The sequence below is a fragment of the Solidesulfovibrio aerotolerans genome, assembly GCF_009856865.1.
In the GTDB taxonomy this organism is placed as follows: domain Bacteria; phylum Desulfobacterota; class Desulfovibrionia; order Desulfovibrionales; family Desulfovibrionaceae; genus Solidesulfovibrio; species Solidesulfovibrio aerotolerans.
In genome coordinates this window covers 175017-196341 of the sequence record NZ_WVUD01000001.1, presented here as the reverse complement: position 1 = coordinate 196341, position 21325 = coordinate 175017, and the positions used below count along the sequence as shown (strand labels likewise).

The 21325-nt window shown below is 59.2% G+C and carries 36 protein-coding genes; 1 reads left to right on the top strand and 35 read right to left on the bottom strand.

The annotated features are described in order from the left end of the window. Positions 1 to 171: 171 nt before the first annotated feature. The 4 genes from GTA51_RS00910 to GTA51_RS00895 form a co-directional block, all read right to left on the bottom strand. Positions 172 to 879, bottom strand: coding sequence for a (Fe-S)-binding protein (locus GTA51_RS00910; protein ID WP_160957901.1), 708 nt, complete (start codon positions 877 to 879; stop codon positions 172 to 174). After that, the gene (locus GTA51_RS00905) at positions 876 to 1595 is read right to left on the bottom strand and encodes an energy-coupling factor ABC transporter ATP-binding protein (protein ID WP_160957900.1); all 720 of its coding nucleotides are present in this window, start codon (positions 1593 to 1595) and stop codon (positions 876 to 878) included. Before GTA51_RS00905 ends, GTA51_RS00910 begins: the two co-directional genes overlap by 4 nt. Continuing rightward, the gene (locus GTA51_RS00900; RefSeq protein ID WP_160957898.1) at positions 1592 to 2287 is read right to left on the bottom strand and encodes an ABC transporter permease; all 696 of its coding nucleotides are present in this window, start codon (positions 2285 to 2287) and stop codon (positions 1592 to 1594) included. The genes GTA51_RS00905 and GTA51_RS00900 overlap by 4 nt, the downstream gene beginning before the upstream one ends. A gap of 73 nt (positions 2288 to 2360) precedes the next feature. Further along, on the bottom strand, positions 2361 to 3194 hold the full coding sequence (locus tag GTA51_RS00895; protein WP_160957897.1) for an ABC transporter substrate-binding protein: 834 nt from the start codon (positions 3192 to 3194) through the stop codon (positions 2361 to 2363). A 617-nt stretch (positions 3195 to 3811) separates the two neighbouring features. On the opposite strand from GTA51_RS00895, the gene GTA51_RS00890 reads away from it, so the two are divergent. Further along, positions 3812 to 4705 (top strand): flagellin N-terminal helical domain-containing protein, encoded by an 894-nt coding sequence (locus GTA51_RS00890; protein WP_160957896.1) that lies wholly within the window; start codon positions 3812 to 3814, stop codon positions 4703 to 4705. Positions 4706 to 4807: 102 nt separating this feature from the next. Here GTA51_RS00890 and GTA51_RS00885 read toward each other — a convergent pair whose 3' ends face one another. The 31 genes from GTA51_RS00885 to tuf all read right to left on the bottom strand — a co-directional run bounded on the left by GTA51_RS00885 (position 4808) and on the right by tuf (position 21306). Beyond that, the gene (locus tag GTA51_RS00885; protein WP_160957894.1) at positions 4808 to 5698 is read right to left on the bottom strand and encodes a selenium metabolism-associated LysR family transcriptional regulator; all 891 of its coding nucleotides are present in this window, start codon (positions 5696 to 5698) and stop codon (positions 4808 to 4810) included. Between the two features lie 86 nt (positions 5699 to 5784). After that, positions 5785 to 6207, bottom strand: a complete 423-nt coding sequence (gene rplQ, locus GTA51_RS00880; protein WP_160957893.1) for a 50S ribosomal protein L17 — start codon at positions 6205 to 6207, stop codon at positions 5785 to 5787. Beyond that, positions 6197 to 7240: a DNA-directed RNA polymerase subunit alpha gene (locus GTA51_RS00875; protein ID WP_160957892.1), complete on the bottom strand. Its 1044-nt coding sequence runs from the start codon at positions 7238 to 7240 to the stop codon at positions 6197 to 6199. Before GTA51_RS00875 ends, rplQ begins: the two co-directional genes overlap by 11 nt. 31 nt (positions 7241 to 7271) lie before the next feature. Then, entirely contained in the window at positions 7272 to 7898 is a 627-nt protein-coding gene (gene rpsD, locus GTA51_RS00870) for a 30S ribosomal protein S4 (protein ID WP_160957890.1), read from the bottom strand. 189 nt (positions 7899 to 8087) lie between these two features. Further along, positions 8088 to 8474 carry a 30S ribosomal protein S11 gene (gene rpsK / locus GTA51_RS00865; RefSeq protein WP_024825658.1) on the bottom strand — a complete coding sequence of 129 codons (387 nt, stop codon included), beginning with the start codon at positions 8472 to 8474 and terminating at the stop codon, positions 8088 to 8090. A 73-nt stretch (positions 8475 to 8547) separates the two neighbouring features. Further along, a complete protein-coding gene (rpsM, locus tag GTA51_RS00860) occupies positions 8548 to 8919 on the bottom strand; it encodes a 30S ribosomal protein S13 (protein WP_160957889.1) in 372 nt (123 codons plus the stop codon). A 12-nt stretch (positions 8920 to 8931) separates the two neighbouring features. After that, a complete protein-coding gene (rpmJ, locus tag GTA51_RS00855) occupies positions 8932 to 9045 on the bottom strand; it encodes a 50S ribosomal protein L36 (protein WP_160957887.1) in 114 nt (37 codons plus the stop codon). A gap of 58 nt (positions 9046 to 9103) precedes the next feature. After that, on the bottom strand, positions 9104 to 9871 hold the full coding sequence (gene map, locus GTA51_RS00850; protein WP_160957886.1) for a type I methionyl aminopeptidase: 768 nt from the start codon (positions 9869 to 9871) through the stop codon (positions 9104 to 9106). Between the two features lie 2 nt (positions 9872 to 9873). Then, on the bottom strand, positions 9874 to 11187 hold the full coding sequence (gene secY, locus GTA51_RS00845) for a preprotein translocase subunit SecY (RefSeq protein WP_160957884.1): 1314 nt from the start codon (positions 11185 to 11187) through the stop codon (positions 9874 to 9876). A 12-nt stretch (positions 11188 to 11199) separates the two neighbouring features. After that, the gene (gene rplO / locus GTA51_RS00840; protein ID WP_160957883.1) at positions 11200 to 11679 is read right to left on the bottom strand and encodes a 50S ribosomal protein L15; all 480 of its coding nucleotides are present in this window, start codon (positions 11677 to 11679) and stop codon (positions 11200 to 11202) included. Beyond that, entirely contained in the window at positions 11676 to 11855 is a 180-nt protein-coding gene (rpmD, locus tag GTA51_RS00835) for a 50S ribosomal protein L30 (RefSeq protein WP_043633136.1), read from the bottom strand. Before rpmD ends, rplO begins: the two co-directional genes overlap by 4 nt. An 11-nt stretch (positions 11856 to 11866) precedes the next feature. Beyond that, positions 11867 to 12361 carry a 30S ribosomal protein S5 gene (gene rpsE / locus GTA51_RS00830; protein WP_160957881.1) on the bottom strand — a complete coding sequence of 165 codons (495 nt, stop codon included), beginning with the start codon at positions 12359 to 12361 and terminating at the stop codon, positions 11867 to 11869. A gap of 19 nt (positions 12362 to 12380) precedes the next feature. Beyond that, a complete protein-coding gene (gene rplR, locus GTA51_RS00825; RefSeq protein WP_160957880.1) occupies positions 12381 to 12740 on the bottom strand; it encodes a 50S ribosomal protein L18 in 360 nt (119 codons plus the stop codon). A 12-nt stretch (positions 12741 to 12752) separates the two neighbouring features. Next, positions 12753 to 13292 carry a 50S ribosomal protein L6 gene (rplF, locus tag GTA51_RS00820; protein ID WP_160957878.1) on the bottom strand — a complete coding sequence of 180 codons (540 nt, stop codon included), beginning with the start codon at positions 13290 to 13292 and terminating at the stop codon, positions 12753 to 12755. A 25-nt stretch (positions 13293 to 13317) separates the two neighbouring features. Then, the gene (rpsH, locus tag GTA51_RS00815) at positions 13318 to 13701 is read right to left on the bottom strand and encodes a 30S ribosomal protein S8 (protein ID WP_160957877.1); all 384 of its coding nucleotides are present in this window, start codon (positions 13699 to 13701) and stop codon (positions 13318 to 13320) included. Between the two features lie 16 nt (positions 13702 to 13717). Beyond that, the gene (locus tag GTA51_RS00810) at positions 13718 to 13903 is read right to left on the bottom strand and encodes a type Z 30S ribosomal protein S14 (protein ID WP_075354031.1); all 186 of its coding nucleotides are present in this window, start codon (positions 13901 to 13903) and stop codon (positions 13718 to 13720) included. Between the two features lie 10 nt (positions 13904 to 13913). Then, positions 13914 to 14453 carry a 50S ribosomal protein L5 gene (rplE, locus tag GTA51_RS00805; protein ID WP_043633123.1) on the bottom strand — a complete coding sequence of 180 codons (540 nt, stop codon included), beginning with the start codon at positions 14451 to 14453 and terminating at the stop codon, positions 13914 to 13916. A gap of 17 nt (positions 14454 to 14470) precedes the next feature. Further along, complete coding sequence (gene rplX, locus GTA51_RS00800; RefSeq protein WP_160957875.1) at positions 14471 to 14794, bottom strand: 50S ribosomal protein L24; 324 nt, start codon at positions 14792 to 14794, stop codon at positions 14471 to 14473. Between the two features lie 29 nt (positions 14795 to 14823). Continuing rightward, entirely contained in the window at positions 14824 to 15192 is a 369-nt protein-coding gene (rplN, locus tag GTA51_RS00795) for a 50S ribosomal protein L14 (RefSeq protein ID WP_160957873.1), read from the bottom strand. 9 nt (positions 15193 to 15201) lie between these two features. Then, on the bottom strand, positions 15202 to 15462 hold the full coding sequence (gene rpsQ / locus GTA51_RS00790; RefSeq protein WP_160957871.1) for a 30S ribosomal protein S17: 261 nt from the start codon (positions 15460 to 15462) through the stop codon (positions 15202 to 15204). 12 nt (positions 15463 to 15474) lie between these two features. Beyond that, a complete protein-coding gene (gene rpmC / locus GTA51_RS00785; protein ID WP_160957870.1) occupies positions 15475 to 15669 on the bottom strand; it encodes a 50S ribosomal protein L29 in 195 nt (64 codons plus the stop codon). Between the two features lies 1 nt (position 15670). Next, entirely contained in the window at positions 15671 to 16084 is a 414-nt protein-coding gene (rplP, locus tag GTA51_RS00780) for a 50S ribosomal protein L16 (protein WP_160957868.1), read from the bottom strand. Continuing rightward, entirely contained in the window at positions 16084 to 16725 is a 642-nt protein-coding gene (rpsC, locus tag GTA51_RS00775) for a 30S ribosomal protein S3 (protein ID WP_160957866.1), read from the bottom strand. The genes rplP and rpsC overlap by 1 nt, the downstream gene beginning before the upstream one ends. A gap of 9 nt (positions 16726 to 16734) precedes the next feature. Then, the gene (gene rplV, locus GTA51_RS00770) at positions 16735 to 17067 is read right to left on the bottom strand and encodes a 50S ribosomal protein L22 (protein WP_160957865.1); all 333 of its coding nucleotides are present in this window, start codon (positions 17065 to 17067) and stop codon (positions 16735 to 16737) included. 30 nt (positions 17068 to 17097) lie between these two features. Continuing rightward, positions 17098 to 17379 carry a 30S ribosomal protein S19 gene (gene rpsS / locus GTA51_RS00765; protein WP_006920471.1) on the bottom strand — a complete coding sequence of 94 codons (282 nt, stop codon included), beginning with the start codon at positions 17377 to 17379 and terminating at the stop codon, positions 17098 to 17100. A 12-nt stretch (positions 17380 to 17391) separates the two neighbouring features. Further along, positions 17392 to 18222 (bottom strand): 50S ribosomal protein L2, encoded by an 831-nt coding sequence (rplB, locus tag GTA51_RS00760; protein WP_160957863.1) that lies wholly within the window; start codon positions 18220 to 18222, stop codon positions 17392 to 17394. 2 nt (positions 18223 to 18224) lie between these two features. Then, the gene (gene rplW / locus GTA51_RS00755; RefSeq protein ID WP_160957862.1) at positions 18225 to 18515 is read right to left on the bottom strand and encodes a 50S ribosomal protein L23; all 291 of its coding nucleotides are present in this window, start codon (positions 18513 to 18515) and stop codon (positions 18225 to 18227) included. Beyond that, the gene (gene rplD / locus GTA51_RS00750) at positions 18502 to 19134 is read right to left on the bottom strand and encodes a 50S ribosomal protein L4 (RefSeq protein ID WP_160957860.1); all 633 of its coding nucleotides are present in this window, start codon (positions 19132 to 19134) and stop codon (positions 18502 to 18504) included. The genes rplW and rplD overlap by 14 nt, the downstream gene beginning before the upstream one ends. 11 nt (positions 19135 to 19145) lie before the next feature. Continuing rightward, positions 19146 to 19778 carry a 50S ribosomal protein L3 gene (gene rplC / locus GTA51_RS00745; protein WP_160957859.1) on the bottom strand — a complete coding sequence of 211 codons (633 nt, stop codon included), beginning with the start codon at positions 19776 to 19778 and terminating at the stop codon, positions 19146 to 19148. Positions 19779 to 19790: 12 nt separating this feature from the next. Beyond that, on the bottom strand, positions 19791 to 20108 hold the full coding sequence (gene rpsJ / locus GTA51_RS00740) for a 30S ribosomal protein S10 (RefSeq protein WP_006920465.1): 318 nt from the start codon (positions 20106 to 20108) through the stop codon (positions 19791 to 19793). Positions 20109 to 20112: 4 nt separating this feature from the next. Then, positions 20113 to 21306 carry an elongation factor Tu gene (tuf, locus tag GTA51_RS00735; protein WP_160957857.1) on the bottom strand — a complete coding sequence of 398 codons (1194 nt, stop codon included), beginning with the start codon at positions 21304 to 21306 and terminating at the stop codon, positions 20113 to 20115. Positions 21307 to 21325: the final 19 nt, after the last annotated feature.

Genomic DNA, 21325 nt, shown 5'->3' with positions numbered 1-21325 from the left:
AATCCATTACCCGGCAAGTGCGGCGAAGACAATACATCCGGCCACCGACAGACCGCAAAGAACTTTGGCCGGCCCACCCGGGACCACGCCCGCAGTTTCCAGTGCAAATGCGGCCACCGACAGACCGCAAAGGGCGAGAGCCGGCCCCGTCAGGCCGGGCCGGAAGCCGCATCAATCGATGTGGACGTCGATGGGGCCTGGGCCAAAGCCCTTGAGTTCGGACACCAGCCCCCGGATACCGGCGGCCAGGATGCGCTCGACAAAGGGATTGAGCGTCAGCGGCCGGCCGCCTACGGTAATGGCAATGGACACATGGCGGGTGGCGCAGTCCTCGATGGTCGCCCGACCGGCCATGATGTCGCCGGCCAGGGCCGCACAGTCGTCGCGCCCGCAGGCTCCGCAGTCCAGTCCCGGCAAGACGAACCCCTTTTCCAGCACCAGGGCGGCGAGCGCCTCGACGGATTCGATATGGGGCAGGCCCGGGGCGCGCACGTCGCCAAACGTTCCCAGCACCAGCCCCGGTGCGGACAACTGCTCGACCTCGGCCGGGTCGCGCAGCATAAGCACCCGGGGCGCAACCACGTGCTCCCGGCCGCCTTCCATGACCAGCACATCGCCGTCGAGCATGGCCAGCAGGTCTGAAACCTTGCGGGGATCGTTCCAGAAAAGCGCGCTTTCCTGGCCGGCGATGGCCCCCACCGTGCGGCAGTGGACCAGAAACCGGTCGGTGTCGGTGTCTTCCTTGTCGATGCCGGGGTTGTGCGTACATTTCAGCGCGCACGGGGCATGGCCCAGCCCCTGCAGATGGGCCAGCAGGGCCTGGCACGCAGTCGTCTTGCCGGATTTTTTAAAACCAAGAATCTGAACGCCCTGTTTCATGACACATTCCTTGCGACCGTGTTGGTTTGCTCGGCGGTTTCAGGCCAGGCGTGGCCGTCGGCGAACAGCGGGGCAGCCAGTGTGCCGTCGCGCAGCCACAGGATGTCGTCGCAGATGGCCCGCAGCCAGGCGTGATCGTGGCCGCTGATGACCAGGGTCGTGCCATGGCGCTCCCGGGCGGCGACAACGGCCCGGCGCACCAGTTCGGCGCTGTCGCGGTCGAGATTGGCCGTGGGTTCGTCCAAAAGGAGCACCCGGGGGCGCAGGGCCAGCCGCGCGGCCAGGGCCACACGCTTGACCTCGCCGCCGGACAGCTCATGCCACATGCGCCCGGCAAAGCGGCCCGGGTCAAGCCCGACCATGGTCAGGGCTTCCTCCACCCGGTCGCGCACGTCACGCGCGCCCCGCGCGGTCAGGCCAAAACCCACGTTGGCCCGCACCGAGCGCTTGAGCAGATACGGCTCCTGGGGAAAGCAGGTCACCTCGCCGCGCAGGGCGTATTCACGCCCCACTGTCGGCGCGCCGCGATAGTGGATTTCGCCGGCCACCGGCGTTTCGAGAAAGGCCAGCAGCCGCAGCAAGGTGGACTTGCCGCCGCCGTTGGGACCGGCCAGCCCCAGGATGACCCCTTCGGCCACAGCCAGGCTGGGCAGGCGCAGCACTTCCCGATCCCCGTAGCACTGGACCACGTCGGTAAGCACGTAGAGGGCGCTCATGCGGCCGACCGGCGGCGAAAGGCCGCAGCAGTCATGTTGACGGCAAGGGCGATAATCATAAGCACGATGCCCAGGGCGATGCCCGTGGCAAATTCTCCTTTGCCGGTCTCCAGGGCGATGGCCGTGGTGATGGTGCGGGTGGACCATTTGATGTTGCCGCCGAGCATCATGGAAATACCGATTTCGGAAAAGATGCGGCCAAAGGCGGCTGTGGCGGCCAGGAGCAAACCAAACCGGGCCTCGCCGAGAGTGGCAAAAAAGACCTGCCTGGGTCCGGCTCCCAGGGTGAGAAGCGTGGGGCGCAGCCTGGGGTCGAGATTTTCCACGGCCTGGGCGGTCAGGGCAATGACAATGGGCAGTCCCAGGATGGTCAGGCCCACGGCCATGCCCGGCACGGTAAAGAGAAGCCCCCACTCGCCAAGCGGCCCGCGTCTGGACACAAAGGCGTAAACCACGAGGCCAATGACCACCGTCGGGAAAGAGAGAAAGGTTTCAACCACAAGCCGGATCAACCGTTTGCCGGGAAATTCGGTGTAGCCCAAAAAAAAGCCGGCCGGCGCGCCAAGCACCAAGGTGGCGGCCATGGCCTCCAGAGTCACGACAAGGGTGGTCCAGACGGCTGAAAACGTTTCCGGATCGCCGCCGGAAAGAAGGGCCAAAGCCTGGCGCAAGCCGTCAAGAATGTAATTCATGCCCTGTTGCCTCGCCCGGCCGCATCCCCTTGCGCGGTTGCGGCCGGGTCCGATAGCTGCGTTGGCGCAGCCCTTACTTGGTAGCGTTGGGAGTGAAAAGCTTCTTCCCCTTGAGCGTAAAGTCGCCCACGACCTTCTGGCCCTTGGCCGAGGCCAGCCAGTCGGAAAACGCCTCGGCTTCCTTGACCTTGACCTTGGGGCACTTGGCCGGATTGACCGGAATGACGCTGTACTGGTTGAGCAGCGGCTTGTCGCCTTCTACCAAAATGGCCAGGGCCGGCTTGCCCTTGGCCTGATCTTCATAAGCAATATAAGTGCCGCGGTCCACCAGGGTGTAGCCCTTGCGCTCGCCAGCCATATTAAGGGTGGCCATCATGCCCTGGCCGGCCGAAACGTACCATGCCTCTTTGTCCGGCAAAGCCATTGAGGCACCCTTCCACAGGGACTGTTCCATTTTATGCGTGCCGGAGTCGTCGCCGCGGCTGATAAAGGGGGCCTTGGCAGCGGCGATGGCCGCCAAAGCTTCGTCGGCCTTTTTACCCTTGATCTTGGCCGGATCAGCCGCCGGGCCGACAAGGATGAAGTCGTTGTACATGACTTCGGTGCGTTTGGTTCCGTTGCCTTCTTCCACAAATTTCTTCTCAGCCCCCGGAGCGTGGACCAGCAGCACATCCACATCGCAGTTTTTGCCGTGCTCCAAGGCCTTGCCGGTCCCTACGGCCACCCATTTGAGTTCTATGCCGGTGTCTTTTTGAAAGGCCTCGCCAAGCACGGGCAAAAGCCCGGTGTCGTCGGTGCTGGTGGTGGTGGCCATCATGAGGGCTTCTGCGGCAGCCAAAGCCTGTCCGGTCATTCCCAAAGTCAGAGCAAGGGCCAGCAGCAACCGGCCGATTCTATTCCCGCGCATCGTTTTCTCCTCTGTTAGATTTGACTTAACATATCGACAATTATAATATATTTGCCAGGATGCTGCAAGGAGCTTCACCTCCCATCCAGCGGAACGCCCGGCCTTTAAACACCCCACTCCCAGGCCTATAGCTTGCGGCAGCGCGTCCCGTTTTTGGAAGAGCCACCCTGCCAAAAAAAAATCCTTTCCCAGGCTAATGGGTTTGTTAAAGCGTCCGATAGGAATGCTGACAAGCACATACTTTTGCCTGTCTCCGCAGTGCCACTGCTCCTTTCGCCTAATACCCTCTTTTTATTCCATCTGCCAATTTTACACGCTTATGACTTGATGCGGTAGCAAGCAATTTTAAGCCTGTTACCGGTCTTTATTTTCATAATTTTTAAAAAAATAATGGCTAAAGGGTTTTCATCAAGGGCCGATAAGTGGGTCAAAGCAGCTGCCAATGGAGGCAAAGCCGCTTAAAAGATTTACTGGCAAAGGAGGCTTCCATACCATCAACGCACAAGAGTAGGCCGGCGAAAGCCACGGAAGTATAATCACCACCCCATGCCGCCGGCGATACTCTCGCCTTCATGGGAAACCAGCTGGATGCACAAACTTTTCACGGAGGAAAAGCCATGTCCATGGTCATTAATCACAATATGATGGCAGCCACTGCGGCTCGTAATCTGAATAACTCTTATAGCGCCCTGTCTACTTCGACACAGCGATTGTCTTCCGGCCTTCGTATCAACACCGCCGCTGACGACGCCGCCGGCCTCGCCATTCGCGAACTGATGCGGGCTGACATCTCCGCCACCAACCAGGGTGTGCGCAACGCCAACGACGCCATTTCGATGATCCAGACCGCAGACGGTGCCTTGCAGATCGTTGACGAAAAGCTCATCCGCATGAAGGAACTGGCCGAACAGGCTTCCACCGGTACCTACACGTCGGATCAGCGTCTGATCATCGACTCTGAATACCAGGCCATGGCTTCGGAAATTACCCGAATCGCCAACGCCACCGACTTCAACGGCATCTATCTGCTCAACGGCAACCTTTCTGGTGACACCCACAGTGGCAGCGGTCTGGTCGCAACCGGCAAGCTCAAGGTGCACTTTGGTTCGGGCAACAGTTCTTCGGAAGACTACTACTACGTCCAGATCGGCAATTCCACAGCCTCGGCCTTTGGTGTCGGCATCGGTGCCGGCGCAGGCGCCCAGGGCAAGAGCATCTCGACCCAGGAACTGGCCCAGAAGGCGCTGGATGCCTTAAAGACCGCCATCGTGTCCAAGGACAAGATCCGGGCCAACCTCGGTGCTCTGCAAAACCGGCTGGAGAACACCATCTCCAACCTGCAGGTCCAGAGTGAAAACCTGCAGGCGGCCGAATCCCAGATCTCGGATGTCGATGTGGCCACGGAAATGACCCAGTTCGTGCGCAACCAGATCCTTACCCAGTCGGCAGTGGCCATGCTGTCCCAGGCGAACTCCATGCCCAAGATGGCCATGCAGCTCATCGGTGGTTAACGCAGCGACTGAAATCCGGCTCAATTGACACGAAAGCCCGCCCCGGCATGCCGGGGCGGGCTTTTTACTGTTTGCAGCGGCAGCGCGTTGTGTTTGGAGCCGCTAGACGCACTCGCAGATTTTGAGAAAAAAACGCAAGGCAGGAAAGAGATAGCGTTTCCCGTGGTGCACCACGTAAAAACTGCGGCGCATATCCAGTCCCGGCACGTCCAGAGCGGCCACTGTGCCGCGTTCCAGGTAGGCCCGCGCGGCCAGGGCGGACACCGCCGCCACGCCCAACCCCGCTTCCACACACTCAAGCACCGCTAAAGACGAATGCACCACCAGCACCGGAGCAATACTGCGAAGATCAATACCGGCTCGGGCCATGGCTGCATCAAGGGTCTGGCGGGTACCGGACCCCTGCTCGCGCATAATCCAGGGCAAGCCCACCAACTGCTCCTGCCACCCGGCCGTATCCAGACGCGTCTGGCCGCGTTGGACCGGGGCAACCAGTACCAGAGCATCATCGAGATACGGGATGCTGACAAGTTCGGGAAAGGAGGCCGGCGCACCGATGATGCCGACATGTACCGTCCCATCCGCCACGTTCTGGCTGATTTCGCTGGAATCCCCACCAGTCAGATCAATACGGACCTCTGGATAGGCCGCAGCGTAGCGGGCCACCAGCTTGGGGATGATATACTGCGCCGGGATGGTGCTGCCGCCGATGACCAGTTCCCCGGCCACCCGCTTGGACAGCGCCAGGATATCGGCTTTGGCGTGATCGAGTTGGGTGAAAATAGTGGTACAGTAGCGAAAGAGCACATCACCGGCCTGGGTCGGCAATACGGTACGGCCGAGGCGATCAAAGAGCTGGGTGTCGAGTTCGTCTTCCAGGGCCGAGATGTGGGCGCTTATGGTGGGTTGCGAGAGCCGCAACTCGTCTCCAGCCCGGGAAAAGCTGCGTAATTCATAGACTTTGGCAAAGGCATGAAGACGGCGTACATCCATTGTGTCTATGCACCTGATTGATAGAATAAATTGAAGAAGACAAAAAAAAGCAGGGCCAAAATGGCCCTGCTTTGAAACGCTGTTGCTTAGGCGTTAGCGGCAGCTTCCTGTGGAGCGACTTCCTTGACCGAAGGCGCAGGAGCCTCACCATTGAGCTTGGTCAATTCGATGATGGCCATGGGAGCGCAATCGCCGGCCCGGGGCAAACCCATCTTGACCACGCGGGTGAATCCGCCGGGCTGTCCCTGAAAACGGGGACCGATTTCGTTGAACAGGCGGGCCACCAGCTGGTGGTTTTCCAAAACCTTGTAGGCCATGCGACGGGCGTGGACGCTGTCGGTCTGGGCCAGGGTGACAAGGTTTTCCACAACGCCGCGCAGTTCTTTGGCTTTGTGTTCCGTGGTGCGGATGCGCTCGTGGATCAGCAACGAACGGGCCATATTGCGCATCAGGGCCTTGCGGTGCGAGGCGGTCCTGCCAAGTTTGCGTCCGGATTTTTTATGTCTCATCGGCCTGCTTCCTCTTCAGCCATTCCTGGTATTTTTGCTCGAAGTTATCGATGCGCATTCCGAATTCAAGACCCATATCTTCCAGGACCCGGCGAATCTCTTCAAGGGATTTCTTGCCGAAGTTCTTGGTTTTAAGCATCTCGTGTTCGGTTTTCTGCATCAACTCGCCAACAGACTGGATGTTGGCCGATTTGAGGCAGTTGGTGGCGCGAACGGAAAGCTCGAGTTCATCAATGTTCTTAAAGAGGCTGGGATTAAGCTCGATGTCGTCGCGACGCCGATTTTTTTCCGCCTCGGATTCCTTTTCGTCAAAATTGATGAAGACCGTGAGCTGATCCTTGAGGATCTTGGCGCTGTAGGAAATGGCATCCTCAGGGGCAATAGAGCCGTCTGTGGTGACTTCCATGACGAGCTTGTCGTAGTTGGTCATCTGACCGACACGAGCCTGTTCAATGGTGTAGGCCACCTTTTTGACAGGCGAGAAGCTGGCGTCAAGGAGAATCAGGCCGATTTCTGATTCGAGCCCTTCGTGCATATCGGCCGTGACATAGCCCTTGCCCATACGCACTTCGAGATCGATGCGAAAATCGCGGTCTTCGGAAAGGGTGGCAATCAAAACGTCTTCGCTTAACACGGAGACGTTTTGATTCCCCTGGATGGCGCTGGCCCGAACTTCACCCTTTTCCTTGGCGAGCAGGGTAAGCCGCTGGGGCTCGTCGGTGGCCATGGCCAACCGGACCTGCTTGAGGTTGAGGATGATCTCGGTCACATCCTCAATGACTCCTGGAATAGTGGAGAATTCGTGCTGTACACCCTCAATCCGGGCGGCGACGATGGCCGCGCCCTGCAGGGAAGACAGGAGGACACGCCGCAAGGCATTGCCGAGCGTCGTGCCGAACCCGCGTTCCAGGGGCTCGCACACGAACCGTCCGAACATATTGGTGGAGACCGCATCCCGTTCGAGGACTTCGGGCTTCACCAGTTCGGTCCAGTTGCGGGAGTTGATGAGCCTTTGGCCGTTACGAGTCAACATGGCGTCACCTTAGGCAAAGGGTCTTTGCCGATTACTTGGAGTAAAGCTCGACAATGAGCTGCTCGTTGATCGGGAACTGCACATCCTCGCGGGTGGGCAGCGCGATGACCTTGCCTTTGAGTTTCTCGCCTTCCACTTCCAACCAGGCCGGGCAACCGCGCCGGGCGATAACCTGCTGCGCTTCCTGGATGATGGGGGACTGGCGATTGCGCTCGCGAACTTCGATGACGTCACCGACTCGGACCTGCAGCGAGGGGATGTTCACGCGGCGGGCATTGAGGGTGAAAAGGCCGTGACGCACGAGTTGCCGGGCCTGGCTGCGCGACGTGGCGAAGCCCAGGCGGTAAATCGTGTTGTCCAGGCGGCGTTCCAGAGCGGACAGCAGGTTTTCACCAGTGACGCCCTTTTGCATATCGGCGCGCTGGAAGTAGTCGCGGAACTGCTGTTCCAGAATGCCGTACATTTTACGGGTCTTCTGCTTCTCGCGAAGCTGGACCGCGTAATCACTCATTTTTTTGCGGATGCGGCCATGCTGGCCAGGGGCGTAGGGGCGGCGCTCGTAGGCGCACTTATCGGTGTAGCAGCGATCGCCCTTCAAAAACAGCTTGGCCCCTTCCCGGCGGCAAATCCGGCATTTCGCTTCAGTATAACGTGCCAAGGTCGTTCCTCCTCGATGCTCCGCAGGGCAACCGGTCGAGTCCGTGGGTGTGTTCCCTGCGGGTGTCCGATCCTCTGCCGGCCTTTGCCGCAGGTGGGATCGAATAGTGATCCAGGCCTCGGCAGAGGCCTGGTCGTAAAATACCGCTATGCCGTCAGGCGGCCCATGCCGCCGGCCTTGCGTCCCAACTTAGACACGACGCCGTTTGGGGGGGCGGCAGCCGTTGTGCGGGATGGGCGTGATGTCGCGGATAAAGCTGATTTTGAAACCAGCGTTATGGATGGCGCGCATGGCGGCCTCCCGGCCGGAGCCGGGCCCTTTGACCAGAACGCCCACAGTGCGCATGCCGTTTTCCTGAGCCTTGCGCGCGGCGTTCTCGGCGGCGACCTGGGCAGCAAACGGGGTGGACTTGCGCGACCCCTTAAAGCCTGCCCCACCGGAGGTGGCCCAGCTGACCACGTTGCCCTTCTGATCGGTGAAGGTCACGATGGTATTGTTGAACGTGGCCTGAATGTGGGCAACGCCCACGGGAATGTTCTTGCGTTCCTTTTTGCCGGTGCGGCGCGGTTTCGCCATACGCGTATCTCCAGAAAGCCCTTTGCGGGCAAGTTGCCGTGTTGTCCGTGGCGCACAAGGCACCAGCGGAAGGTTACTTCTTCTTCTTGGCCATCACACCACGACGCGGTCCCTTACGGGTACGCGAATTGGTGTGGGTGCGCTGACCGCGGCAAGGAAGCCCGCGACGGTGACGAAGTCCACGATAGCAGCCGATATCCATAAGGCGCTTGATGCTGGCCGTGATTTCACGACGCAGATCGCCTTCGACCTTGTGGTTTGCTTCGATTTCCTTGCGGATGGTATTCGTTTCCTCAGAGGACAGGGCGTCGGAGTTTTTGGTCCACTCCACGCCGGAAGCCTCAAGGATGCGAAGGGCCGTAGTACGGCCGATACCAAAGATGTAGGTCAGCGCGATGTCCATCCGCTTGTTCTTGGGAAGGTCGACTCCTGCGATTCTGGCCACGACGATCCTCCGTTATCCCTGACGCTGCTTGTGCCGGGGGTTGTCGCAGATCACCCGCAGTACGCCATGACGCCGGATGATTTTGCACTTGGGACAAAGTCTTTTCACTGAAGGTCTCACTTTCATGCCGTCTCTCCGTCTCCTGGCGACGGAAACGACCAGTGCCGCCGGGGCACCGGTCGCGTCATTCAGCCAGGCTTAAAATCCGAGGACCGTTTTTGGTCACAGCCACCGTATGTTCAAAATGCGCGGACAGGCTGCGATCCTTGGTCACGGCTGTCCAATTATCGGACAGCACCTCGACGTCGGGGCCTCCCGCCGTCACCATGGGTTCGATGGCGAGCACCATTCCCGGGAGCAGCGGGATGCGGGGAGCTTCCTTGGGCTCGAAATTCGGTATTTCGGGCTTTTCGTGGAGCTTTCTCCCAATGCCGTGACCAACGAACCGTCTTACTACACTTAGGCCATGGCCTTCAACATGTTTTTGCACGGCCCGCGAAATGTCATAGAGGTCATTGCCGGCTTTTGCCTCGGCGATGCCCTTGGCCAACGATTCCTGGGTGACCTGCAAAAGGGCTGCGGTCGTGCCGTCTATCGTTCCCACCGGCACCGTCGTGGCGGCGTCCCCATAGAAGCCGTCATACACCACACCCATGTCAAAACTCACTATATCCCCTTCCGTGAGCGTTCGCTCGGAAGGAAAACCGTGCACAACCTCTTCATTGACCGAACAGCACAGGGCAAACGGAAATCCGTACATACCCAGAAATGCCGGTTTCACCTTGAAGTCAGCACACCGTTTCAGGGCCAATTCCTCGAAAAACATGGTCTTAACGCCTGGTTCGACAGCTTGCGACAACTCGCGAAGAATAACTGCCACAAGGCGGCAGGCTTCCCGCATAGCCGCAAGCTCGAGGTCGTTTTTGAGGTAAATCCCCCTGACCTTTTTCAAGCCTACTGCCTGCCCTTGATTCTCCCCTTCTGCATGAGACCTTCATACTGACGGGAGATAAGATACGACTCAATCTGGGACATGAAATCCATCGCCACGCCCACGACAATCAGCAATGACGTGCCACCAAAATAAAAGGGCACGTTGAACTGTTGGATGAGCAACATGGGCAACACGCAGACTATGGAAATGTACATCGACCCCCAAAGGGTGATGCGCACAAGCACCTTGTCGATGTATTCCTTGGTCTTGGCCCCAGGCCGAATGCCCGGGATAAAGCCACCCTGCTTACGAATATTTTCAGCTATATCAGCCGGATCAAAGATAATGGCCGTATAGAAGTAGCAGAAGAAAACAATCAAGGCCACAAAGATGACATTGTACGTCATGGTCTGCGGACTAAAAAGCGCGGCCACAGTCTTAAGCCATGGCACACTGGAGAATTCGCCCAAAGTGGCCGGGAAAAGCAGGATCGAAGAGGCAAAAATGGGCGGAATGACTCCGGCAGTATTGACGCGCAAGGGCAAATGGGTGGTCTGGCCGCCATACATTTTGCGGCCAACCATCCGTTTGGCGTATTGGATGGGAATACGCCGCTGCCCGCGTTCCATAAAAACAATGGCCACCAGCACAGCAAGCATCAGGGCAATGATCAGGATGAGCACAAACGGCGAAAGTTCACCGGCTTTGATCAGGGCAAAGGTGGACAGCACCGCCCGAGGCAGGCCGGCCACAATGCCGGAATAGATGATGAGCGAAATACCGTTGCCGATGCCACGCTCCGTCATCTGCTCGCCCAGCCACATGAGAAACACGGTGCCGGCAGTCAGCGTTATGATGGTCATAAGCCGGAAAGCCCAGCCAGCCATGAGCACCACCGGGGCACCCGTGGGGCTGGCCATGCTCTCCAGGCCGACAGCAATGCCAAACCCCTGGATGACGGTGATCAGCACTGTGCCGTAACGCGTATATTGGGTGATCTTTTTCTTCCCGGCCGCGCCACCCTCTTTCTGCATCTTGGACAGCTCCGGGCTTACCACCGTTAAGAGCTGGATAATGATGGAGGCCGAGATGTAGGGCATGATCCCCAGGGCGAAGATGGAAAGGTTGCGCAGCCCTCCGCCGGAGAACATGTCGAACAGGCCAAAAAGGGTATTTTTAGCGCTTTCGAAGAAATCGGCCAGGGCGGCCGAATCCACGCCGGGCACAGGCACGTGCACGCCGATGCGGTAAACGGCCACAAGCAGGAAAGTCCAAAGGAGCTTTTTTTTCAGCTCCGGCAGACGGGCCAGATTCTCGACTCCGGTAAGGGCCACAGCAACTTCCGTTTATTCAGTAGGGGTTTCGGCCAGCGCTTCGGGAGAGCCCAGAGCAATGACCTTGCCGCCGGCGGCAGTGATTTTGGCAGCAGCCTTGGCGCTGAACTTATGGGCTTCCACAGTGACGGCACCGGAAACTTCGCCTTCGCTTAAGATCTTGACCAGGGAACCGGCCGGAGCCAGACCGCGACCATAGATGTCATCGAGGGTGATGGTATCCATGCTTTCAAAAGAAGCCATCAGACGGTCCAGGTTGATCGGCTGGAAAATGACCCGGAAGGGGTAATTTTTAAAGCCGCGTTTGGGCAGACGGCGGGCAATAGGCATCTGGCCGCCTTCGAACCAGGCGCGGTGCTTGGCACCGGCGCGAGAATTCTGGCCCTTGTTGCCGCGACCGGCAGTGCAGCCCCAGCCGGACGCCCGGCCACGGCCCAGGCGCTTGCGGGCAGTCCGTTCCTCGGGAAAGGGGTAGAGCTCGTGGAGCTTCATGACTCGGTCACCTCAACGAGATGCTTGACCTTCGCGATCATGCCGACGACGGTGTCGGTTTTCTCGAAGGAACGTTCCTGCCGAATTTTTTTCAGGCCCAAAGAAGCCAGGGTGCCACGCTGCTTGGGCGTATTGCCGTAGCGGCTTCTGGTCAGTTTGACTGTGATGGTAGCCATGGCATGCATCCTTATTTGCGCGGCGTGGAAAGCGCCTTGCCGCGCATGGCGCTGACGGAGTCGGCGCTGCGCAGCGAGGCCAGGCCGTCCATGGTGGCGCGCAAAACGTTGTGCGGGTTGTTGGTGCCAATGGCCTTGGTCAGGATGTCATGGACGCCGCAGGCTTCCATGATGGCGCGCACCGGGCCGCCGGCGATGATGCCGGTACCTTTGGAAGCGGGCTTGAGCATGACGCGACCGGCTCCAAACCGTCCGAGAATCTCATACGGCAGGGTGCCGTCGAGAAGCGGAATACGGATCATGGCCTTGCGGGCCTGTTCCGTAGCCTTGCGGATGGCTTCCGGAACTTCGTTGGCCTTGCCCAGGCCGTAGCCCACAGAGCCCTTGCCGTCGCCGACGACAACCAAGGCGCTGAAGCTGAACCGACGTCCACCCTTGACAACCTTGGCGACGCGATTGAGGTACACGATCTTTTCGATCTGTGACAGATCGGTCTGTTGGTCCATGCCGTCTTCCTTCCCGCGTTTAGAATTTGAGGCCGCCATCCCGCGCTCCGTCGGCCAGGGCCTGAACCCTACCGTGGTAAATGTAACCGTTACGATCAAAAACCACGGCCTGGATGTTGCGTTCAAGCACCTTGGCTGCCAAATCCTTGCCGACCAGCGTTGCGGCTTCCTTGTCGGCTTTAACCGAAGCACCGGCCCGGGAAAGGGTCAGGCTGGAGGAGGACGCCAGGGTCTGTCCGGTGAGATCGTCGATGACCTGGGCGTAGATGTGCCGGTTGGACCGGTACACCACAAGCCTGGGACGTTCGGCGGTGCCGGCCAGCTTTTTGCGGATGCGGACTTTCCGGCGCGCTCGCGCCAGGGTCTTGGTCATCTTCATACTGTCAAGCCCCTATTTCTTGCCGCCGGATTTACCGGCCTTGCGACGAATGACTTCGTTTTCGTACTTGATACCCTTGCCTTTAAAGGGCTCGGGCGGCCGGACACGACGGATGCGGGCGGCGGTTTCGCCCAAGAGCACTTTGTCGATGCCGGTGAGGGTCAGCTTGCTGCCCTCGACCTTGGCTTCAATGCCTTCGGGAAGCTTGAAATCCACCGAGTGGGAAAACCCGACGGCCAGCGACACCGAAGAACCAGTGGTTGCGACCTTGTAGCCAACGCCGATCACTTCAAGGGTCTTGGAAAACCCTTTGCTGACACCCTCGACGAGGTTGGCCAGCAGCGTGCGGCGCAGACCGTGTTGGGCGCGGGCAATCCGGGTATCATCAACCCGGGCAACCTGCACCTTGCCGTCGGCCACGGCATAGGTGATCTTGGGATGAGTCGGTGTGGTCAACTGCCCCTTGGGGCCTTTGACCGTCACCGCCTCGGCCGCCAACTCGACGGACACGCCGGCGGGCAACTCGATTTCGCGTTTTCCTATCCTGGACATGACATCTTCTCCGCGATGGGTCTTCTTACCAGATTTCGCACAGGAGCTCGCCGCCAACATTGAGCTCGCGGGCCTTGGCTCCTTCCAGGATACCCCGGGAAGTAGACAGGATGCTGATGCCCAGGCCGTTTTGGACCTTGGGGATGGCCTCGGCCGGCACGTACACGCGCCGTCCGGGCTTGCTCACCCTTTTGAGCCCCGAAATGAGCGGTTTCCCGCCCTGGTATTTGAGGTTGATGGTCAGCGCTGCTCCGTCAACGGCGTATTCGCCGATGTAACCCTCGTCCTTCAAGATGCCGGCAATGGCAGACTTGAGTTTGGAGGTGGGCAACGAAAGATCCGCGTGCAGGGCCCGATGGGCATTGCGAATGCGGGTCAACATATCGGAAATGGGATCGGTCACCGACATGGCGTCCTGCTCCTTGCTACCAGCTCGACTTGCGCACGCCGGGCATTTCGCCGGTCAGCGACATGTTACGAAAGCAAATACGGCACACGCCGAACTTGCGAAGAAACGCCCTGGGACGACCGCAAATGGGGCAACGATTATAACCCCGGGTAGAGAACTTTGGTTTGCGGCTGGCTTTCACCATCAAAGATTTACGGGCCACGGCCGCCTCCTTACTTTTTAAACGGCATTCCGAGCAGGTCGAGCATCATTTTGCCCTCCTTGTCGGCACCGGCCGTTGTGACGATGGTGACGTTCATGCCCTTGACGTGTTCGACGCGATCCACGTTGATTTCCGGAAAAATGCTGTGCTCCCGGATACCGAGGGTGAAGTTGCCGCGTCCGTCGAACCCGCGGTCAGGCACGCCGCGAAAGTCCCGAACCCGAGGCAGGGCAAAATTAATGAGTTTGTCCAGAAAATCCCACATCCGCTCCCGGCGAAGGGTCACACGGCACCCCACCGGCATGCCCTCCCGGAGCTTAAAAGCCGCGATGGACTTGCGGGCCCGTGTGATCACGGCCTTCTGTCCAGCGATGGCAGTCAGCTCGACCACGGCTTCCTCGATGAGCTTGTTGTTATTGCTCGCTTCGCCCAAACCCATATTGAGCGAGACAAAGGAAAGCCGGGGGATTTGCATGCTGGAGGTGTACCCGAATTCCTTTTTCAGATCCGGGGCTACCTTCTCGGCATAGATTTGTTCCAGGCGGGTCATACCGTTTCCTTTTGACGCTAGGCGATTTCGTGGTTGCACTTCTTGCAGAAGCGCACCTTGGTGCCGTCAGCGGTGTATTTGTAGCCGACCTTGGCCGGCTTGGCGCAACCATCGCACAGAAGGGCCACGTTGGAGATATCCAGGGGCGCTTCCTTTTCAATGATGCCGCCAGGGGTCTTGGCGTAGGGATTGGCCTTGGTGTGGCGCTTGACCATATTCACCTTTTCCACCAGCACGGCATTACGCTTGGGCAGAATCTTTAAGATCTTGCCCACTTTGCCCTTGTCCTTGCCGGCGGTGACCATCACCTTGTCGTCTTTGCGAATCCGATAGGTTTTCATGTCGTCCTCAATGTGCGGGAGCTGAAGCCCTAGAGGACTTCGGGAGCCAGCGACACGATTTTCATGAAGTTCTTCTGGCGCAGTTCGCGAGCCACCGGTCCAAAAATACGGGTACCGATGGGTTCGAGCTGGGCGGACAGAAGCACGGCGGAATTGGAGTCGAACTTGATATAGGAACCGTCGGCCCGGCCGACTTCCTTTTTGGTCCGAACAACCACGGCCTTCATCACCGCGCCCTTCTTCACTTTGGAATTGGGCAGGGCGTCCTTTACCGACACGACGATGATGTCGCCCACCGAAGCGTACCGACGGCGCGAGCCACCGAGCACCTTGATGCAGCACACTCGTTTCGCGCCGGAATTGTCCGCCACATCGAGATTGGATTCAACCTGAATCATGTCGAGCTCCTAGACCGCTTTTTCCATGATTTTTTCAAGATGCCACCGCTTACGGGCGGACAGCGGCCGATGCTCGATGATGCTCACGGTATCGCCGATGCCGCAATCGTTTTGCGGATCATGGGCCATGAACTTGTTGCGGCGACGGATGTACTTTTTGTACAACGGATGCTTCACCAGGGTCTCGACCATGACCACGATAGTCTTGTCGGCCTTGTCGGAGACCACGACGCCGGTCAGCACCCGGCGGTTGCTTTTATGTTCTTCCATGGTGATCCCCGATTAGCCTTGGCGCTTCTTTTCGTTTTGCACCGTCAGGATGCGGGCAATGTCCTTGCGGACCTGACGCAAACGGTGCGTTTTTTCCAGCTGGGCCGTGGCGTGCTGGAAACGCAGCTTGAAGAGTTCCTCGCGGGTCTCGCCAAGCTTTTTCGACAGGGCCTCGCCATCAAGAGCACGCAGTTCAGCGGACTTCATCTTAGAAACCCTCCCTGACCACGATCTTGGTCTTAATGGGCAGCTTGTGCTGGGCCCGGGTCAGGGCAACCTTGGCTGTTTCAAGATCAACGCCCTTGATTTCATAGAGCACGCGACCAGGCTTGACCGGAGCAAACCAGCCCACCGGAGAGCCCTTGCCTTTGCCCTGACGGACTTCAGCCGGCTTTTCCGTGCGCACACGGTCCGGGAAAACCCGGATCCAGACTTTACCGCCGCGCTTGATGTGCCGCATAATAGCGATACGGGCGGCTTCAATCTGCTGGCTGGTGAGCTTGCCGTGCTCCATCGCCTTGATGCCGATTTCACCGAAGTCGATGCTGGCGCCACGAATGGCCGGACCGCGCAAGCGGCCCTTTTGCATCTTTCGGAATTTGGTTTTTTTGGGAGCCAACATTACGCTTCCACCTCATGGTCCAAAATCTCGCCTTTGAAAATCCAGACCTTGACCCCGATGACGCCGTAGGTGGTCTTGGCGATGGCGTAGCCGTAGTCAATGTCGGCGCGCAGGGTCTGCAAGGGCACCCGTCCGTCGCGGTACCACTCGGAGCGGGCGATTTCCGCTCCGGCCAGGCGGCCGGCGCAGGAAACCTTGATGCCTTCGGCTCCGAACTTGCGGGACAGGCCGACGGTGCGCTTCATGGCCCGGCGGAAGGCCACGCGGCGTTCGAGCTGCAGCGCGATATTCTCAGCAACCAGCTGGGAATCGATCTCAGGACGGCGGATTTCATTGACCTCCACCGTGAACTCCCGACCGAAACGCTGCTTAAGGTCGCTGCGAACCTTTTCAATTTCCGTGCCCTTGCGGCCGATAACGATGCCGGGCCGGGCAGTGTGGATGATCAACCGGATCTTGCCCCCAGCCCGCTCGATCTCGATTTTCGAGATCCCGGCGTGGTACAAGGTCTTTTTGACGAACTTACGGATATTGCTGTCCTCGAAGACAAACGCAGGATAGTCCTTCTTGGAAAACCAGCGGGAGAGCCAAGTTTTGTTGTATCCGAGGCGGAATCCGTAGGGATGTACTTTCTGTCCCATCTGTCGCTCCTAATTCTCGGCCACAACGACGGTGATATGGCTCGTGCGCTTGACGATCCGAAAGGCGCGACCCATGGAGCGGGTCATGATCCGCTTCGCGGTCGGCCCGGGATTGACGATCACCTGCTTGACCGTAAGGTTGTCGATATCCACCCCGGAGATCTGTTCGGCGTTGGCCACGGCCGAGTGCAATACTTTGCCAATGATCTTGGCAGACTTTTTCGGGGTGAACTTCAGTATGTTCATGGCCTCCTCGACCGGACGGCCGAGGATATTGGCTGCGACGAGCCGCGCCTTTTGGGGCGACACGCGGATGTATCTGGCGATGGCTTTTGCTTCCATGGTTTTGTCCCGACGGGGTACGCTCCCCGACTACTTTTTCACTTTGCTTTTCTTGTCCGCGGCATGGCCGTGGAAGGTCCGCGTGGGGGCAAACTCGCCGAGTTTGTGGCCGACCATGTTCTCGGAAACAAAAACCGGAATGAACTTCTTCCCGTTATGCACGGCGAACGTCAGTCCCACCATCTCAGGCAGGATCATGGACCGACGGGACCAGGTTTTGATCACGCGCCGATCTTTGTTCTCCAGGGCGTAGGCGACCTTCTTCTCCAGGTGATCGTCCACGAACGGACCTTTTTTGAGCGACCGAGGCATAGGCGTTTCCTCTTACTTTTGTCCGCGCCGCTTGACGATAAGCTTGGACGAGGGCTTTTTCTTGTTGCGGGTCTTGTAGCCCTTGGTCGGTTTGCCCCACGGGGTGACCGGGTGGCGTCCGCCAGAGCTCTTGCCCTCGCCGCCGCCGAGGGGATGGTCGACCGGGTTCATGGCCACGCCGCGAACCTTGGGGCGGTTGCCAAGCCAGCGGTTGCGCCCGGCCTTGCCGATGGAGATGTTCTCGTGCATCACGTTGCCGACCTGGCCCACCGTGGCGAGGCAGGAAGCCAGCACATTGCGGACTTCGCCCGAGGGCAGACGAAGCAGCGCGTACTTGCCTTCCTTGGCCACCAACTGGGCGTAGGTTCCGGCAGCCCGGCACAGCTGACCGCCGCGTCCGGGATTGAGCTCAATGTTGTGCAAAAGCGTACCAACCGGAATCTTTTTGAGCTGCAGGGCATTGCCGGGTTTGATGTCCGCGCCGTCACCGGCAGCGATCATATCCCCGACCTTAATCCCAACCGGCGCCAAAATGTAACGCTTCTCACCATCAGCGTAATGCAAAAGTGCAATACGCGCGCTACGGTTGGGGTCATACTCCACAGAGAAGATCGTGGCCGGAACGCCAAACTTGTCGCGCTTGAAGTCAATGATGCGGTACAGGCGCTTGTTGCCGCCGCCACGACGGCGGGAGGTGATCCGACCGTAACAGTTACGGCCAGACTTGTGCGGCAGGCCCTCGCAAAGGGACTTCTCGGGCTCGGTACGGGTGATCTCCTCGAAGGTGGAGACCGTCTGAAACCGGCGGCCGGCCGACGTGGGCTTAAGCTTGCGGATTGACATGTCTAAACCCCTTCGAAGAACTCTATTTTTTCGCCCTGGGCCAGGGTCACATAGGCTTTCTTGTAGCCGGCGATGCGCCCGGTTACACGGCCCATACGGGAGCGGGCAAGGCTGCGGCGCTTCACAACGCGCACGCCGGTCACCGTCACCGAAAACGCCTTTTCCACGGCCTTGGCGATCTCAATCTTGTTGGCATCGGGATGAACAATGAACACCACCTGATTGTTGGCGTCCTTGACCATCGTGGCCTTTTCAGAAATTACCGGCCGAAGCAGGATGTTAGCGTATTCCATGACCAAGCCTCTCCTGAACCTTGAGCGCTGTGCCCTGCAGCATGACAACGTGTTCGTGCAACAGCACGTCGTACACGTTGAGCATATCTTGGCGCACGACCTTGATGCCGGGAATATTCCTGGCGGAAAGCTCGAGATTGTTATCCGAATCGGTAAGGACAATCAAGGCTTTTTTCCAACCGAAATCGGAAACGATCTTGATCATGTGCTTGGTCTTGATCTCGGGGAGATGAAACCCGTCCACCAAAACCAGCTGATCCTCTTCGACCTTGGCCGACAGGGCCATGCGCAGGGCCAACTGGCGCACCTTGCGATTGACCTTGAAGGTGTAGTCGCGGGGCTGGGGTCCGTGGACCACCGCACCGCCGCGCCACAGGGGCGAACGGGTGGAGCCGGCGCGGGCCCGGCCGGTGCCCTTCTGGCGCCAGGGCTTGCGGCCACCGCCGCGGACATAGGCGCGGGTCTTGACGGAGTGCGTTCCGGCCCGCTTGGCAGCCAGCTGAGCACGCACCACCAGGTGCAACAGCTCCGGCTGAACCTCGACCTCAAAAACCTCGGGTGCCAGATCGACCGTGCCGATTTCCTGGTAACTCTGGTTGAATAATTTCACATTTGCCATGGCTTACCCCGTTATCCCTGCTTGCGGACCACGACCACGCCATTGCGCGGGCCGGGTACCTGACCCTTGACCAGGATCAGATTCATTTCGGGGCGCACGTCGACCACCATCAGGCTCGGCACGGTAACCGTGCGCGCACCCATGTGGCCGGCCATCTTCTTGCCCTTCATGACCTTGCCCGGCTCGGTGTTGTGACCGATGGAACCGCCGGAGCGATGGGCCTTTTCCGTTCCGTGGGTCTTTTTGAGACCCGAGAAGTTCCAGCGTTTCATAACGCCGGCAAAGCCCTTGCCGATGGAGGTGCCGGTGACTTTGACGATTTCGCCCGGGGCGAAGATATCGACCGTCACGTCCATCCCCTGCTCGAACGGAGCCGGGCCGTCCAGGCGGATTTCCTTGAGCACCCGGAAGAAACCGCGAGCGGCCTTTTCCAAGTGGCCCTTCATGGGCTTGTTGACCTTGCGTTCCGGGATCTCGTCGAACCCGATCTGCATGGCGTTGTACCCGTCTTTTTCCAGGTTCTTGACCTGGGTGACGGGGCAGGGTCCGGCCTCGATTACGGTGACCGGAATGATTGAGCCGTCGTCGCCGAAAATCCGGGTCATGCCCAGTTTCCGGCCGAGAATTCCAAGCGTGGCAGCCATGCCAACCCTTCCTTAGAGCTTAATTTCCACGTCAACACCGGCAGGAAGGCTCAGTTTCCCGAGCGCATCCACGGTTTGCTGCGTGGGCTCCATAATGTCCAGGAGACGTTTGTGAACCCGCATCTCGAACTGTTCACGGGACTTTTTGTCCACGTGTACCGAGCGGTTGACCGTGACCTTGTGGATGTCCGTGGGCAACGGGATGGGACCGGCTACGCCGGCCCCGGTGTTGCGGGCAGTATCCACGATCTCGGCCACCGCTTTGTCCAGGATGCGGTAGTCGTAGGCCTTCAGTTTGATACGAATACGATCATTTTGCATGGAAACCATGATATTACTCCACAATCTCCGACACGACACCCGCGCCGACGGTACGGCCGCCTTCGCGAATGGCGAAGCGCAGACCCTTTTCCATGGCGATGGGGTGAATCAGTTCCACGTTGAAGGTGGCGTTGTCGCCCGGCATAACCATTTCCACGCCCTCATTGAGGGTGACCACGCCGGTGATGTCCGTGGTACGGAAGTAGAACTGGGGACGATAACCAGTGAAGAACGGGGTATGACGTCCGCCCTCTTCCTTGTTCAGGACATAGACTTCGCCCTTGAACTTGCGATGCGGCGTGATGGAGCCGGGCTTGGCCAGAACCTGACCGCGCTCGACATCGTCGCGTTTGACGCCGCGCAGGAGCACGCCGACGTTGTCGCCAGCCTGACCCTGATCGAGGATTTTACGGAACATCTCGACACCGGTGCAAGTCGTCTTGACCGTGTCCTTGATGCCGATGATGGCCACTTCGTCACCGATGGTGACGATGCCGCGCTCGATACGACCGGTAACGACAGTGCCGCGACCGGAGATGGAGAACACGTCTTCAATGGGCATCAAAAACGGCTTGTCGATGTCGCGCTTGGGCTCAGGAATAAAGCTGTCGCAGGCGTCAAGCAGGGCAAAGATCGGAGCGGCGTCGGGGCTGTTGATGTCGGCCGCTTCCAGAGCCTTAAGAGCCGAACCCTGGATGACCGGGATGTCGTCGCCGGCAAAGCCGTACTTGGAGAGCAGCTCGCGCACTTCCAGTTCGACCAGTTCCAGCAGCTCCGGGTCGTCAACAAGGTCAACCTTGTTCATAAAGACCACCAGCTGGGGCACGCCGACCTGACGGGCGAGCAGGATGTGCTCACGGGTCTGGGGCATGGGGCCGTCGGTGGCGGCGACGACGATGATACCACCGTCCATCTGGGCCGCGCCGGTGATCATGTTCTTGATGTAGTCGGCGTGACCAGGGCAGTCGACGTGGGCGTAGTGCCGTTTGTCGGTCTGGTATTCGACGTGGGCCGTGGCGATGGTGATGCCGCGTTCCTTTTCTTCAGGCGCCTTGTCGATCTGGTCGAAGGGAATGTAGTCGCCAAAACCCTTCATGCTGGCCAGACGCGTGATCGCGGCGGTCAGCGTGGTCTTGCCGTGGTCAATGTGACCGATGGTGCCGATATTGACGTGCGGCTTGGTGCGTTCAAATTTCGCCTTGCCCATAGGATCCCCCTGGCTCTTC